Raw genomic sequence first — 13396 nt, 5'->3', positions numbered from 1 at the left:
CCCATGCTCCGTGCCTCGCTCATTCCCCTGATCGCCCTCGGCCTCGCCGCCCAGGAGGCCGCCAAGCCCGCGCCCGCCGCGGCGCCGGCCCCCGCGGCCCAGGCCACGCCCGCTCCGGCGGCCCAGCCGGCTCCCGCCCAGCCCAAGCCCGAGGACGTGGTCGTGGCCACGGTGGGCGGCGAGCCCATCACCGAGGCCGACTTCCGCGCCGCCTTCCGCATCCTCCCGCGGCAGGAGCAGATGCAGCTGCTCATGCTCCAGGGCGGCAAGGAGGAGTTCATCAAGCGCATGGCCGAGAGCAAGCTCCTGGCCGTGAAGGCCAGGAAGATGGGCCTGGACAAGACGCCGGACTTCCAGCGCACCCTCGACCGCACCAAGGATGACCTGCTCGCCCGGGAGTTCCTGACCCAGGAGGGCGAGGCCCTCCAGGCCAAGCTCAAGCTCTCGGACGCGGACGTGAAGGCCTACTACGAGGCCCACCCCGACAAGTTCAAGCAGCCCGAGCTGGTGAGCGTCCGCCACATCCTCGTGGCGGTGAAGCGCGACCCCAAGGAGAAGGAGGGCCTCACGGACGCCGAGGCGAAGCAGCACATCGCCACCCTCCAGGCGGACCTCAAGAAGGGCATGAAGTTCGAGGACCTCGCGAAGAAGTTCAGCGACGACCCCGGCAGCAAGGACAACGGCGGCCTCTACAAGGACGTGGATCCCTCCAGCTGGGATCCCGTCTTCGCCAAGGCGGCCATGACGCAGCCCGTCGGGAAGGTGGGGGCCCCCGTGAAGACCCAGTTCGGCTACCACCTGATCAAGGTGGAGGGCCGGAAGCCCGCCCGGCAGGTGCCCTTCGAGGAGGCCAAGGCCGAGGCCCAGCAGATGGCCGAGCGGGACCGCCAGGGCGAGGTGTGGGAACAGCTCATGGACGGCCTGAAGAAGGAGATCCCCTTCGAGCTGGCCAAGCCCGCGCCCTCGGATGCGCCCAAGGCCGCGCCCGCTCCCGCCAAGGGCGCGGAGGCCCCGAAGCCCGCCCCGGCCAAGGGAGGTGCCCATTGAGGCGTTCCACCCTCGCCGCCCTCGTCCTCGTCCCCGCCCTGCTGTCGGCGGCGGCGCCGGACGTGCGTGATGAGATCCTCGTCATCGTCAACAGCCACATCATCACCCGGCACCAGTTCGAGCAGTCCGTGGAGCAGCAGAACGCGGCCCTCTACCGCGAGTTCTCCGGCAAGGAACTGGACGCGAAGCTGAAGGACGCCCGGGAGAAGACGCTGCAGGGCCTCATCGATGCCTTCCTGCTCGACGACAAGGCCGCGGAGCTGGGCTCGCCCATCACGGACGCCTACGTGCAGGCCAACATCGACGCCATCAAGAAGGAGAACAAGTTCGCCTCCGACGCCGACCTCGAGCGGGCCCTCCGGACCAGCCTCGGCATCAGCCTGGAGGAGTTCACCAAGCGCCAGAAGGAGCAGGCCACCCAGCAGTTCGTGCTGCAGCGGGAGGTCTTCTCCAAGGTGGCGGTCGAGGACAACGAGCTGCGGGCCTACTACGAGGACCACAAGGATGAGTACCGGCTCCCCACCCGGTTCCGCATCCGCGAGCTGGTGCTGGCCAAGGGCGCCACGGAGGCCGACCAGGCCGCCGCCAAGGCGAAGGTGGCCGAGATCCAGGCGGCCCTGAAGGCCGGCAAGCCCTTCGAGGAGCTGGTGAAGGCCTACTCCACCAGCCCCAGCAAGGACACCGGCGGCGACCTGGGCTGGCTGGCCAAGGGCCTGCTCCGGCCCAGCATCGAGGACGCGGCGGTGAAGCTCAAGCCCGAGCAGGTCTCCGCGCCCATCGAGACGGACAAGGACATCTACCTCGTCCAGCTCATCGCCCTGGAGGACGCGCCCGTCAAGGCCTTCGCCGAGGTGAAGGACGCCATCCTCAAGAAGCTCCAGGAGCCCAAGGCCCAGAACGCCATCGAGCAGTACCTTGCGGATCTCCGCATGCGCGCCAACATCCGCTACCTGGTGCCGAAGGAACAGATCCTGAAGGGATGACCATGAGGCTGGACGCCTACCTCAAGAAGAGCCTGCTCATCAAGCGGCGGGAGCTGGCCAACCAGCTCTGCGACGAGGGGATGGTGCGGGTGAACGGGGCGCCGAGGCGGGCGAGCCACGAGGTGAAGGTCCAGGACGAGCTGGAGTTCCCCCTCTACAACCGGGTGCTCAAGGTGCGGGTGCTCGCCCTGCCCGAGGGGAACGTCAAGAAGGCGGACCAGTGGGCGCTCTTCGAGGTGCTGGAGGACAAGCGGCTGCCCCTGGACCTGGGCTACGGCGACGAGGACCCCTTCAGCCCGCCGCCCAAGCCGCCCCGCAACCACTGACCGGGCCGGGGGGACCCGCCGCGATCGCCGAGGCTGATTCCGCGGCCCGGCCCTATCCTGGGAGCTGACCCGGAGCCGCCATGCCCGACCAGCCCCCGATCCGAAGCCTCAAGGAGGGCGACCCCTTCGCCGGCATCCTCCTGGCCCAGGAGGCCGCCTTCAAGACCAGCGCCAAGGGCAGCGAGTACCTGGAGCTGAAGCTCTCGGACGCCTCCGGCGACCTCAAGGGCTTCCTCTGGGACCTGCGGGCCGTGGAGGGGCCGCTGGAGCCCATCCAGGCCGATGCCTTCCTGTGGGTGAAGGGCGCCGCCTCCAGCTACAACGGGCGCCTCCAGCTCCGGCTGGACAAGGTCCGCTTCGTGCCCGACGGGGACGTGGCCGACGTCGCCCGGTTCTTTCCCGTGAGTGCCCGACCCGTCCCCGAGATGCTCGCCGAACTGGACGACCGCCTCGCCGGGGTGGCGGATCCCTGGATCCGGCGGCTCCTCACGGCCCTCTTCCGGGAGGACGAGGACCTGCGGCGGGCCTTCGCCACGGCGCCGGCGGCCAAGTCCATGCACCACGTCTACCTGGGGGGCCTGCTCGAGCACACCCTCTCCATCCTGGGCATGGCCGCCCGGGCCTGCGACCACTACCCCGAGCTGAACCGGGACCTCGTGACCGCCGGGGTGCTCCTGCACGACGTGGGCAAGACCGCCGAGCTCAGCTACCAGCGGGGCTTCGGCTACACCGATGCCGGCAACCTCCTGGGCCACATCTCCATCGAGGCCGAATGGATCAACCGCGAGGTGGGCAAGATCCCCGGCTTCCCAGAGGAACTGCGCCTGCAGATCCTGCACATCGTCCTGAGCCACCACGGGCGCCTGGAGTTCGGCTCCCCCGTCCTGCCCAAGACGCCCGAGGCCCTGCTCGTCCACTACCTGGACGACCTGGACGGCAAGCTGGAGGTGATGTTCCGGGCCCTCCGCGAGGAGGGGGCCGGGGCCTGGAGCCCCTACAACCGGGCCCTCGACCGGATGATCTACCGCACGCGGTGGCCCCGGGCGGAATCTGTCCAGAAGTGAACATGGGATGGGCAAACCGGTCATTTGTGGACATGGATCCATGGACCTGGGCAGGAGGAGCCCGGCAAAATGCCAATGCAAGTGCTGGGGGATCACGGCCTAGGCCGGACATGAGTCGGTAGAAAATTCCTGGCATGGCTCTGGCTCTGTTGGGACTCCTGACCCATCGAGGTGCCCGATGAAGCTCTCCCGCAAGGCCAAGCGCTACGACGACTCCGTCCTTCCCGGCGAGTTCCAGGGCTTCGAGAGCTTCCGCGAGGCGGACGTGGAGCTGGACGGGACCCTGGAAGGCTTCCTCCGGCGCTGTGAGGGCTGTGTGCAGCTGGGCGAGGTCGTGCTCGAGCGGCACGCCCCCAAGAAGCTGAGCTTCGCGAAGCTGAAGACCAAGGCCGAGAAGCTCATGGAGCAGGTCAGCTACCTCAAGGAGCGCCTCGAGATCGTGGACCACGACCGGCGGGGGATGTACATCCAGCTGCGGAGCCTCCCGCCCTACAAGGACGACACCCAGATCCAGTTCAACGAGATCAGCATCGGGAAGAACAAGATCGTGGTGAAGCGCATCGCCTTCTACCGCAAGGAGGAGGTGAAGCAGCAGGTGCCCCTCCAGATCTCCGAGCGGGACCTCCAGCGCCTCCTGTCCGATATTCGACAGGCCATCGCGTAGCTTTGGTCTTGTCTGTAATTCCTGCTGTGACTGCAAAAAGGGCGCCCAGGCGCCCTTTTTGATATCGCTGCGCCGAAGGCGCCGGCTGATCTGGTCAAGATGCTCTGCTCGACGGGTCCCGGCATGCAACGCTGCCCCGCAGCGTCGCATGCCACCCGTCAGAGCATCGCCATCCACGACCCCGTCTCGCCGCCCCGGACGGGACCTTCGGGAAGGTCGCTCTCCTTGAAGAGGAAGTGGCTGCTGTTCCAGCTGCCGCAGTTGTCGCAGCGGTCCGCGTAGTCCTGGGTCTTGTGGCCGCAGACGGCACACTCGAACCGCAGCTTCAGCACGCCGAGGTTGCGGAGCAGCTGGCGGTACTCGTTGAGGGCGGCGTCGAGGCGTCCGCGCCGGCTGTGGATCTTGGCCATGAAGAAGAACAGGATGGGGCTGTACACCACCTGGCTGCGCACCTCCTGGAAGAGGTCCAGGGCCTCGTCGAGGATCTCCAGGCGGTAGAGCATCTTGCCCAGGAAGAACTTGGCGGTGGTGGCGTGCTTGGAGGTGGCGGCCACCTTGCGCATGAGGGCGAGGCCGTCCTCGGGGCGTCCCAGCTGGATGAAGTAGTCCTCGATCTCCTGGAGGAAGGTGCCCTCCCCGGTCTTGCGGAAGCCCTCCAGCCAGATCTCGAGGCCCTGGGCCTCCTGGTCCTGCAGGATCATGCAGCGGCCGAGGCTGAGGTAGGCGGGCACGAACTCGGGCTCGTCCTTGACCACCTGCTGGAAGACCAGGGCGGCCTCTTTGAACTGGTCGGCCTCCACCTTGGCCATGCCCACCTGGTAGGCCAGGGCGGCGCCCTGGGCGCGCTCGCCCTGGGTCAGGTCCGCGGCGAAATAGGCCTGGAGCTTCTTCTGCACCTCCAGGGCCTCGTCCCAGGCCTGGGCATCCATGTGGAGGGCCCGGAGGCGACGCCAGGCGCGCAGGGCCTTCTTGGGATCGTCGGAGGCCACCTTCTTCAGGACGCCGACGGCGGCCTCCCGGTTGCGGACGGCCACCAGGGCCTCGGCCAGCTGGTAGCGGGCCTCCACGATCTCCGGCTCATCCAGGCTCAAGGTCTCGAAGAGCTTGACGGCCTGCTCGGCCTCGCCGGTCTTGAGGAGGATCTCGCCCAGCAGCAGGCGGGCCGGGACGTGCTGCTTGCGCTGGTCGAGGACCGCCTCCAGGATCCCGCGGGCCTCGCGGGAGAGGCCGTGGGCCATGAGGTCGCGGGCTTCCTGGAGGCGCTCGGAGATGCGCTTCACCAGGCGGGTGTCCGCCGAGGCGTTGAGCCCCTTCACCAGGCGCACGACCTCCATGATCCCCGTGTAGAGGATGTTGAGGAGGAATCCCAGGAGGAAGGCCAGGAGGATGAGGCTCTGGAGCTTGATGCTCTCGCGGAAGATCACCACCTCGCGCACCAGCAGCTCGTGGTTGGCCAAGTAGACATTGCCCAGCACGAACAGCACGAAGGCGAGGAGCACGAAGAAGAACACGTTCACGAGACGCATGGGCCGACCTCGAAAGCTGGGCCTAGCATGACATGGGAGGCTCCCGTCCTGCGGCTCCTGTCTTCAGGCGCCTTCGGCCTTGTCGATCCACGCCTTCGCCGCTCGGAGGTCCTCCCACACGGCGCGGCGCACATCCTGGGTGTACTGGCGCAACACGTAAGCAGGATGGAAGGTGGGCATCACGGGGATGGCGCGCCCGCCGAGCTCCAGCTGGCGCCATTGGCCGCGGGCGCGGGTGATGCCCTCGGTCAGGCCGAGCAGCTCCCGGAGGGGCGTCGCCCCGAGGGTCACGAGGACGGCGGGCCGGACCAGCTCGATCTGCCGGTGCAGGTAGCCCAGGCAGGCCCGGGCCTCCTCGGGCAGGGGGGTGCGGTTGTCCGGGGGGCGGCACTTGACCACGTTGGCGATGTAGGTCTCGGCGCGCGTCAGGCCGATGGCGCCGATCATCTTGTCCAGCAGCTCGCCGGCCTTGCCCACGAAGGGGCGGCCCTGGAGGTCCTCGTCCCGGCCGGGCCCCTCGCCCACGAACATGAGCCGGGCGGCGGGGTTCCCCTCGCCGAAGACGAAGCGGATCCGGCCCGGCCCGAGGGGGCACTTCAGGCAGCCCTGGATGGCCGCCTCCAGGGCTTCCAGGGTGCCGGCCCCGGCGACGGCCTGGGGCGGGGGGCAGCCCGCGGCATCCGTGGGGGGCTCGTACCGCGCCGCGGCCGGGGGCGCGGGGCGGGTCGGGGGCGCCGGCTGGGGACGCGGGGCCTCCGATCGCCGGGGGGGCGGCTCGGCAGCGGGCTCCGCCGCCGGCCGGGGCTCGCGGACCAGGCCCATCACCCCCAGCTCCTGCAGGGTGTCCCGCCAGGCTTCAAGGGGGGAGGGTTCCATACCCTTCAAGCCTAGCGCGGAACCTCCGGGGCGCTTCGGGCATCCTAGTCCCTGGAGCCGCGAATGGAGGAACGACAGCCCGAGACCCCCTTCGGAGACATGGAGGCCTTCCACGGCGCCTTCGCGGAGCTCTATCCCCGCCTGGTGAGTTATGCCCGGCGGTACGGGGCCACCTTCGCCGAGGACATCGCGCAGGAGGCCTTCGTCATCCTCATGCAGCGGGAGGAGCGGGTGGAGCATCCCACCGCCTTCCTCTACGGCACCGTGCGGACCCTCTCCCTGACCGAGCGCCGCCCCATGAAGAACCAGAACCTCAGCCTGGAGGCCGTCACCGAGCCGGGACTCGCCGGCGGGGCGGACGACCAGGTGCTCAACCAGGAGGTTCGGGAGCGCATGCGGATGCTCTCGCCGACCTTCCGCGAGGCCCTGTGGCTCTTCGTGGTGGAGGGGCTCTCCATCCGCGAGATCGCCGACATCCTCGGCATCCCCGAGGCCACCGTGAAGACCCGCATCCACCGGGCCAAGGCCCAGCTCAAAGATCAGCTCAATCCATCCGGAGGCGTGCATGTCCTGGTCTGATCCTGCCCGGCGCTTCGAACCCGCCGAGGATGTCCAACTGCGCGCCGAACTCCGCGAGCTGCTCGGCCTCCAGCCCCCGCCCCAGCGGTCCCCCGCCCCGGTGACCCAGGAGCTGGCCAGCCTCGCCGAGGACCTGCGGAAGGAGGCCCTGCGCCGCCGACGCACGGAGCGCCGCCGGCCCTCCTGGGGCCTGATCGCCGCCGCGGCGCTGCCGCTGCTGGCCGTCCTGGCGGGCCTGGGGACCTGGGGGGTCCAGCAGAAGCAGCGGGCGGACGGCCTCGCGGCCCACGCCCAGCGGCAGGAGGCGGAACTGAACCGCCTGGCCGCCGCCAACGCCGCGGAACTGGCCCGGGAACGGAAGGCCAAGGAGGAGGCCCAGCAGCAGCTCCAGCTGGTGGCCCAGGCCCTGCCCAAGAAGTCCCTGCCCTACCTGGTCATTCCGGTCGAGAAGCCCCTGCGCATCCAGGGTGAGGACTACCAGCGGGTGAAGGAGAAGCCGGGCCAGTAGGGCGGCACGTTCCTGGCATAGTCAAGGGCAAGGTGTGCCCATGGAAAGCAACTCCCTGCTCCTCCTCATCCTCCTGCTGGCGGCCCTGTCCACGATCCTCGCGGGCATGGGGGTCTTCAGCAACAGCCGTCCGCCCGATCCGCGCCTGAACCAGATGGCCACGGACCTGGAGGACATCAAGAACATGCTCTCCCAGCTCCAGAAGGCCGTGCTCCAGACCGAGCGGAAGCTGGAGAAGGAGGTCCAGATCGGCCGGAACGAGACCCGGGAGGTCATCGAGAAGCTGGCCGACGCCCTGGACAAGCGGCTCAAGGAGCTGGTGGGGTAGGACCCAGTCCTCAGTCTTCAGTCCGCAGTCTGCAGGTACCAACGGTGGCGGCCTGTGGGCCGCACCGTTTATTGCTTTGGGCCGTGGTTCCCGGAACGGCCGCTCCTGGGGCCGGGCCCCTTTTTTCCTGAAGGCTGAAGACTGAAAACTGAAAACTCAGGACTCAGGACCCAGGCCCGACCCAGATCCCTCACCCGGCCTGGCTGTGGTTGGCCGGGGCCCAGCCGCGCTCGTTGAGCAGCTTCACACCCTGGATGCGGGTGAGGCGGAAGGCCATCTCCTCCTGGTGGAGGTGGCAGAAGGCCAGCAGGTGGTCCTCCTGGATGGCCCGCGGGGAGACGCGCCGGAGCTGGGTCCGGTGCGCGGCGGGGGGCAGGTAGGTCAGCTCCACCATGAGGGTGTGGCCGGCGGCGTATTCGAGGATGCGCTGCACCTCCTCCGCCAGCTGGTCCTCGCCGCCCAGGTGCAGCATGGGAATGCGGCGCTGGACCTCCTGGTAGAGGGCGGGGTCCTCGTCGTGGAGGCGCTGCAGGGCCGAGCGCACCATCTGCTGGACGGGCTCCAGGTGGTGGTTCATGCCCTTCTCGTCCACGAAGGCCAGGGCGGCCAGGGCCCACAGGTAGAGCTTCTCGTCCGAATCCAGGCTCATGGCCAGGAAGCGCCCCGGCTTGGGCAGGAAGCCCGCCTGCTTGAGGAGGGCGTGGGCGTTGCCGTCCCCGCGGACCTCCAGCACGGTGTCCGAGAGCGGGGCCAGCTTCAGGGGGGACAGCTCCGGCCGCAGCTTCAGCTCGTCGGCCAGGTGGGGGGTGCGGGCCCGCACGAGGCGGACGCCCTGGTGGACCTCCACTTCGCCCACCCGCCGGGAGAGGTCGTCCAGCAGCTGCAGCAGGGGCTGGGGCAGGGCCAGGGCCGGGGCGCCCAGGCGCTGGGACAGCTCCTCCAGGGGCACGCCCGATTCCAGGGCCCGCACCAGGGTGGCATGGCTGATGCGGAAGGTGCCCATGGCGTCCAGGGACTCCACGTCCGCCAGCTGGGCCAGCTGCAGCAGCCGGTGGGGGTTCTGGAGGAGGGGCGTGAGCAGCTCCAGGGTGGGCTGGAGGATCAGGGGCTGGTCCTGGTCCAGGGGCTGCCAGTGGGCGGCCGTGCCCTTCAGGTCCCGCAGCAGATACTCGTGGGCCAGGGCCTCCCCGTGGTCGGTCAGGGCCAGGTGGGCCAGGCCGTCGTCGCAGCGGATGATGCCCATCCGGTTCAGGAAGGGGAGGAACACCGCGCGGGTGCGGTCCTCGTCGAGGGGATGCAGGGTCTTCAGGAAGGCGAGGAAGGGCTGGGTGGCCAGGGTCTGGCCGCGGCGCTCCAGCAGGTGCTGGACGAGGAAGTGGCGGTCCTCCGCCGGGGGCATGCCCCAGGCCTTCAGATCGTGCTCGAGGAGGCTGGCGAAGGCCCGTTCCGCCACCCAGCGGGGCGGATGGCTCGTCACGGCGGGCAGGAGGGTCTCCACCCGGCCATCGCGGTTCCAGAGGAGCCCCAGGCGGTGCAGGAGCGTGAAGAGCAGGGTGGCGTCCTGCTCCTCCTGGAGCATGGCGTTCCGGTGGAGGAGCTGGGAGAGCTCCTTCTTGGCCGGCAGCCCGCCCTTGAGGACGCGGATGCCCGCCACGCAGCGCAGCAGGACGCTGGTGAGGGCCAGGGAGAACCGGAAGGGCTCGGCGGCCCGGAGCTTGGCGCCTTCCGGAGCCTGGAAGCTCAGGGCGCCGTCGTCGAAATCCTCGAGGGCGTCGGCCACCCGCTCGGGGACGGCCCAGCCCGCTCCGTCCGGCAGGACGAGGCCCAGGTCCGTCAGGACGGCCAGCAGCTCCGCCGAAGGCAGCGTGCCCTCGCCCACCAGGTGCTTGAGGGCCAGGAGCGCCTCGGTCGCCAGGTCCGCCAGGGCATCGGAGAGCCGCTTGTGGTCCTCCAGGTGGAAGACCATGGTCTTCAGTAGCCGCTTGCGGCCCTCGGGGCCCTCCTCCCAGCGGATGGGGATCGGGAGGCGCCGCCGCTCACAGATGACCCGGAGCTGCTCGTCGGAACAGTTCGAGAGGAGCTGGTAATGCGGCAGTGGCATGAGCACCCGGGTACAGATGATCCTCCAGTGTCCCACGGAACCCAGCTCCGCTCACGCGAAAAAAAACGCCCGGCAGGGCCGGGCGCCGGGGGAACGGGGGGTGCCTATTCGGGAGCCTCGAGGCGGTGGCGTTCCGAGGCGAGGCCGTCGCTGAGCACCACCTCAAAGCGTCGCCCCCGCGACGGAAGGGTCTGGCGGCCTCCCGAGAGGATGGCCACCACGTCCCCGGTCTCCAGGTCACGCACCAGGGCGGCGGGATGGAGGGTGGCGTCCCAGGTGAGCTGGAGGAGGCCCGGCGCGGGGCGCAGGAACTCGGGCGGGGCCGAGAGGCTCCGGGCCGGGGTGCCTGCCGAGCGCTGGCTGGCCAGGATGCGTCCGTCCCGGAGGACGTTCACCTGGGCGATGGCGTCCAACTGTGCCCCGTCGAGGGCGAGGGCCATCACGAACTGGCGCTCCGGGTCCCCGGGCCAGCAGCCGAGGTCCATCAGCTCGATGGGGGTCGAGGCCACCGGCCGTCCCTGGGCATCCGCGCAGGCGAGGGTGTAGGCCCCCGAGGCCGGAAGGGCGCTCGGCAGCGCCTGGGTGCGGAAGGCCGGCAGGAGCCGCACCCCGCCCTTCGCATCCACGATGCCGCGCACGATCAGGCATTCCCGGGGCCTGGCCTGGGCCGCGGGAAGGCCCGAGTCCTCGGCACCCACCTTGAGGAAGCCGCCGGTCCCACCCCGGAAATCGAGCACCTTCCGGTACACGTAGTCGCTGATCCAGACCGGAGAGCAGTAGCCCATGATGTCCTTGGTGGTGGACGGGGCTTTCAGCTGGTTGAGGACGCTGTCGTAGCCCCAGACGCCGATCAGGGCGTTGGCATAGGGGTATGCCGGGTCCGGGTTCGCGGCGCCGCCGCAGGGGCTGTGCTGCCGGCCCATGTTGTGCCCGGTCTCGTGGGCGAACACCTCGGGGAAGTTGCCGCCATCTGCGTAGCCGGTCTTGTCCCATCCGATGGCCGTGCGGTAGCGGAAATCGGCGGTGGAGGCCTGTGGAACCCAGCCGAGCCCCGCCACGCCGGAGGCGTAGCTGACGTCCAGGGCCCCGTAGTAGTAGCGGTCGCTGGCACCATCGGCGACGTGCTTGGTGGTCAGGTCGTTCAGGAGGATGTCCCAGCCCGTCCCGTCGTTGCCGAGCGTGGAGACCGAGGGCGTGAAGGGCGCCCCCACCGAGACGTCCACGGCGGCGATGGGGTACATCCGGGCGAGGCGGGCCACCCAGGCCGCCTTGTTGGCCTCGGTGATGTTGCCGGTGCCCGAGGCGAGGATGACGGGGAAGAGGGTGGTCCTGAAGACCGGCACGGTGGCCGCAGCCAGGGCGACGGTGGTCGTGTTGTTCGACTTGTCCGCCTCCGCGAGGAGACCGCCGGGATCCACGGTGGCTTCCACGCTGTAGCCCCCGCTGGAGGTGGTCAGGTCCGTGTCCGGGATCGCCAGGTTCCAGCTGCCGGAGAAGGTGGACTCGTCCACCGCGCCGGGGACGCTGGTGCCGGGGGCCGGGACGGTCTTCGGGTAGCCCGGTACCGGCGAACCGCCGTTCAGGAGGGTGATCCGCACGGCGGGCGTGGCGGTGTTGGCCTGGTTGGCCAGCACGAAGACGCGCACCAGGCCGGCCTTGCCGGCCACGATGGGCACGGTGTTGTCCAGGGTCTGGGTGCTCTGGGTCAGCTCCACCTTCGCCACCCGGAGATCCAGGGTCGTGCTGGCCGTATTCACCGTGAAGGTCCGGGTGATCGCGCCGCTGGGCGTGGTGATGACCAGATCCCCCGAGTTGGCTCCCGGGGGCACGGTGAAGAGGATCTGGGTGGGGGTGAGGGCGCTGGGCTGGATCGGCAGGCCGTTGAGCCGGAGCGTGGTCCCGGCATAGCCGAGGTAGGTGCCCGAGATCACCACGGGGGTGCCGACGGGCCCCTGGCCCGGGTTCACGCCTGTGACCGTGGCCTGGCCGTAGGCGATGGTGAAGGGGGTGTCGGAGGCTCCGGTGCCCCGGCTGTTGACGATGGTGATGGGCGCGCTGCCGAAGGGGGCCCCGGCGGGGACGGTGGCCGCAAGACGGGTTCCGTCGATCACGGTGAAGGAGGCGTTCGCCCCTCCAAGGGTGACGGACCAGACGTCAAAGAAGTTGCCGCCCGTGACCTGGACGATGGCTTCACCCGGCACGCCGGAGGAAGGGGTGAACTGGGTGATCACGGGATTCAGGTCGGGTCCGGAGGGGACCTGTAGGTCCACCGACACGTCGTCCAGCAGGAAGCTGGTGGCCCGGGCCCCGTCCTCCTGGCTCCGGAAGGAGAGGCGGACCGTCTGTCCCTTGTAGGGCAGGAGATCCACGCTGTAGGCCCGGTAGTCCGAGGCGTCGAGGTTGGAGAGGGTCTTGAGGACACCCAGCGTGGCCCCGGAGGTATCGAGGGCGGCCACGGTGCACGTGTCCGCCGCCGCAGGGCCCGTCTCCGCGGTCAGGATCTTCAGGTAGAAGGTCGCCGTGGCGGACTGCGCCGAGGCCGGCACGTAGAGATCCTGGGCGACCTGGTCCGAGGCCACCTGGCCGTACCCGCCGAGCCAGGCGAAACGGGTGCCGGTGTGGGGGACGATGTCCGCGGCGCTGGCTCCCGGCGCCGGCTGGATGACGCCGGTATCGCCCTGCCAGGCCAGCGGGACAGCCTGTTCGAAGCCCGTGTTCAGCAGCACCTGGGCGGCGTTGGCGGTCGAGTAGGGGAAGGGGAACTCGCCTGTGCCGCCCGGCCCCGTGACGCTGAGGGCGCCGGGGGTCAAGCCCGCGGGGGCCGTGGCGTGGATCTCCGTGTCGCTGACCACCGTGAAGGTGGCCGCGTCGAGGCCGTTGAAGCGGACCCGGGTGGCCCCCACGAAGTGGGACCCCAGCAGGTTCACCACGGTCCCCGGGGAGAGCACGATGGGGCCGAACCCGCTGACCACGGGCGCCTGGGCCGGGTCCACCGTGAAGGTGGCGGAGGTGGCGGTGCCGGTGGGGGTGGTGACCTGGATGGGGCCCGTGGTGGCATCCCCGGGCACCACCGCCTGGATCTGGCTGGCGCTGGCGACCGTGAAGGAGAAGGCCGCATGCCCGTTGAAGGCCACGGCCCCGGCGCCGCCCAGGTTGCTGCCGGTGAGCTGGATGGTGGTCCCCGGGCTGCCATGGCTGGGCGAAAGGCCGCTCAGGGCCGGGGTGGAGGGGGGTGGGGGTGCCGAGGAACCGCCGCCTCCGCAGGCGGCCAGGGCCGCCAGCGCCATCAGGACGAGGATGCGGGACTGGGGGGCACGGCCCATGGGGACTCCCATCGAAAACCCCCTGGCGCCCAATTCAGGGTGACCAGGGGGCATCTCTAGGTTCTACCTGG

At 69.8% G+C, this 13396-nt stretch carries 12 protein-coding genes; 8 read left to right on the top strand and 4 right to left on the bottom strand.

Annotated features, from left to right (window positions below):
• The first annotated feature begins 3 nt into the window (after window positions 1-3).
• The 5 genes from QSJ33_RS05125 to QSJ33_RS05105 all read left to right on the top strand — a co-directional run bounded on the left by QSJ33_RS05125 (window position 4) and on the right by QSJ33_RS05105 (window position 4084).
• Window positions 4-1047, top strand: coding sequence for a peptidylprolyl isomerase (locus tag QSJ33_RS05125; protein WP_285723486.1), 1044 nt, complete (start codon window positions 4-6; stop codon window positions 1045-1047).
• Complete coding sequence (locus QSJ33_RS05120) at window positions 1044-2030, top strand: peptidylprolyl isomerase (protein ID WP_285723485.1); 987 nt, start codon at window positions 1044-1046, stop codon at window positions 2028-2030. Before QSJ33_RS05125 ends, QSJ33_RS05120 begins: the two co-directional genes overlap by 4 nt.
• Window positions 2027-2356, top strand: coding sequence for an RNA-binding S4 domain-containing protein (locus QSJ33_RS05115; RefSeq protein ID WP_285723484.1), 330 nt, complete (start codon window positions 2027-2029; stop codon window positions 2354-2356). The genes QSJ33_RS05120 and QSJ33_RS05115 overlap by 4 nt, the downstream gene beginning before the upstream one ends.
• 80 nt (window positions 2357-2436) lie before the next feature.
• Entirely contained in the window at window positions 2437-3420 is a 984-nt protein-coding gene (locus QSJ33_RS05110) for a 3'-5' exoribonuclease YhaM family protein (protein WP_285723483.1), read from the top strand.
• 178 nt (window positions 3421-3598) lie between these two features.
• Window positions 3599-4084, top strand: coding sequence for a hypothetical protein (locus QSJ33_RS05105; protein WP_285723482.1), 486 nt, complete (start codon window positions 3599-3601; stop codon window positions 4082-4084).
• Window positions 4085-4242: 158 nt separating this feature from the next.
• Here the strand turns inward: QSJ33_RS05105 and QSJ33_RS05100 are convergent, their stop codons facing one another.
• Both QSJ33_RS05100 and QSJ33_RS05095 read right to left on the bottom strand, forming a co-directional pair.
• Window positions 4243-5610, bottom strand: a complete 1368-nt coding sequence (locus tag QSJ33_RS05100) for a tetratricopeptide repeat protein (protein WP_285723481.1) — start codon at window positions 5608-5610, stop codon at window positions 4243-4245.
• Between the two features lie 63 nt (window positions 5611-5673).
• Window positions 5674-6486 (bottom strand): uracil-DNA glycosylase, encoded by an 813-nt coding sequence (locus QSJ33_RS05095; RefSeq protein ID WP_285723480.1) that lies wholly within the window; start codon window positions 6484-6486, stop codon window positions 5674-5676.
• A gap of 63 nt (window positions 6487-6549) precedes the next feature.
• Between QSJ33_RS05095 and QSJ33_RS05090 the strand changes: the two genes are divergently transcribed.
• Genes QSJ33_RS05090 through QSJ33_RS05080 form a run of 3 tightly spaced genes read left to right on the top strand, consistent with a single transcriptional unit; the run spans window position 6550 to window position 7901 of the window.
• Entirely contained in the window at window positions 6550-7065 is a 516-nt protein-coding gene (locus QSJ33_RS05090) for an RNA polymerase sigma factor (protein ID WP_285723479.1), read from the top strand.
• Window positions 7052-7573, top strand: coding sequence for a hypothetical protein (locus tag QSJ33_RS05085; RefSeq protein WP_285723478.1), 522 nt, complete (start codon window positions 7052-7054; stop codon window positions 7571-7573). Before QSJ33_RS05090 ends, QSJ33_RS05085 begins: the two co-directional genes overlap by 14 nt.
• Window positions 7574-7613: 40 nt before the next feature.
• Entirely contained in the window at window positions 7614-7901 is a 288-nt protein-coding gene (locus tag QSJ33_RS05080) for a hypothetical protein (RefSeq protein WP_285723477.1), read from the top strand.
• A 190-nt stretch (window positions 7902-8091) separates the two neighbouring features.
• On the opposite strand, the gene QSJ33_RS05075 is transcribed toward QSJ33_RS05080, so the two are convergent.
• Both QSJ33_RS05075 and QSJ33_RS05070 read right to left on the bottom strand, forming a co-directional pair.
• Entirely contained in the window at window positions 8092-10002 is a 1911-nt protein-coding gene (locus QSJ33_RS05075; RefSeq protein ID WP_285723476.1) for a helicase-associated domain-containing protein, read from the bottom strand.
• A gap of 104 nt (window positions 10003-10106) precedes the next feature.
• Window positions 10107-13325 carry an IPT/TIG domain-containing protein gene (locus QSJ33_RS05070; RefSeq protein WP_285723475.1) on the bottom strand — a complete coding sequence of 1073 codons (3219 nt, stop codon included), beginning with the start codon at window positions 13323-13325 and terminating at the stop codon, window positions 10107-10109.
• Window positions 13326-13396 lie beyond the last annotated feature (71 nt).

The organism is Geothrix rubra, assembly GCF_030268065.1.
GTDB lineage: Bacteria > Acidobacteriota > Holophagae > Holophagales > Holophagaceae > Geothrix > Geothrix rubra.
This window is presented reverse-complemented; position numbering and strand designations above follow the sequence as displayed.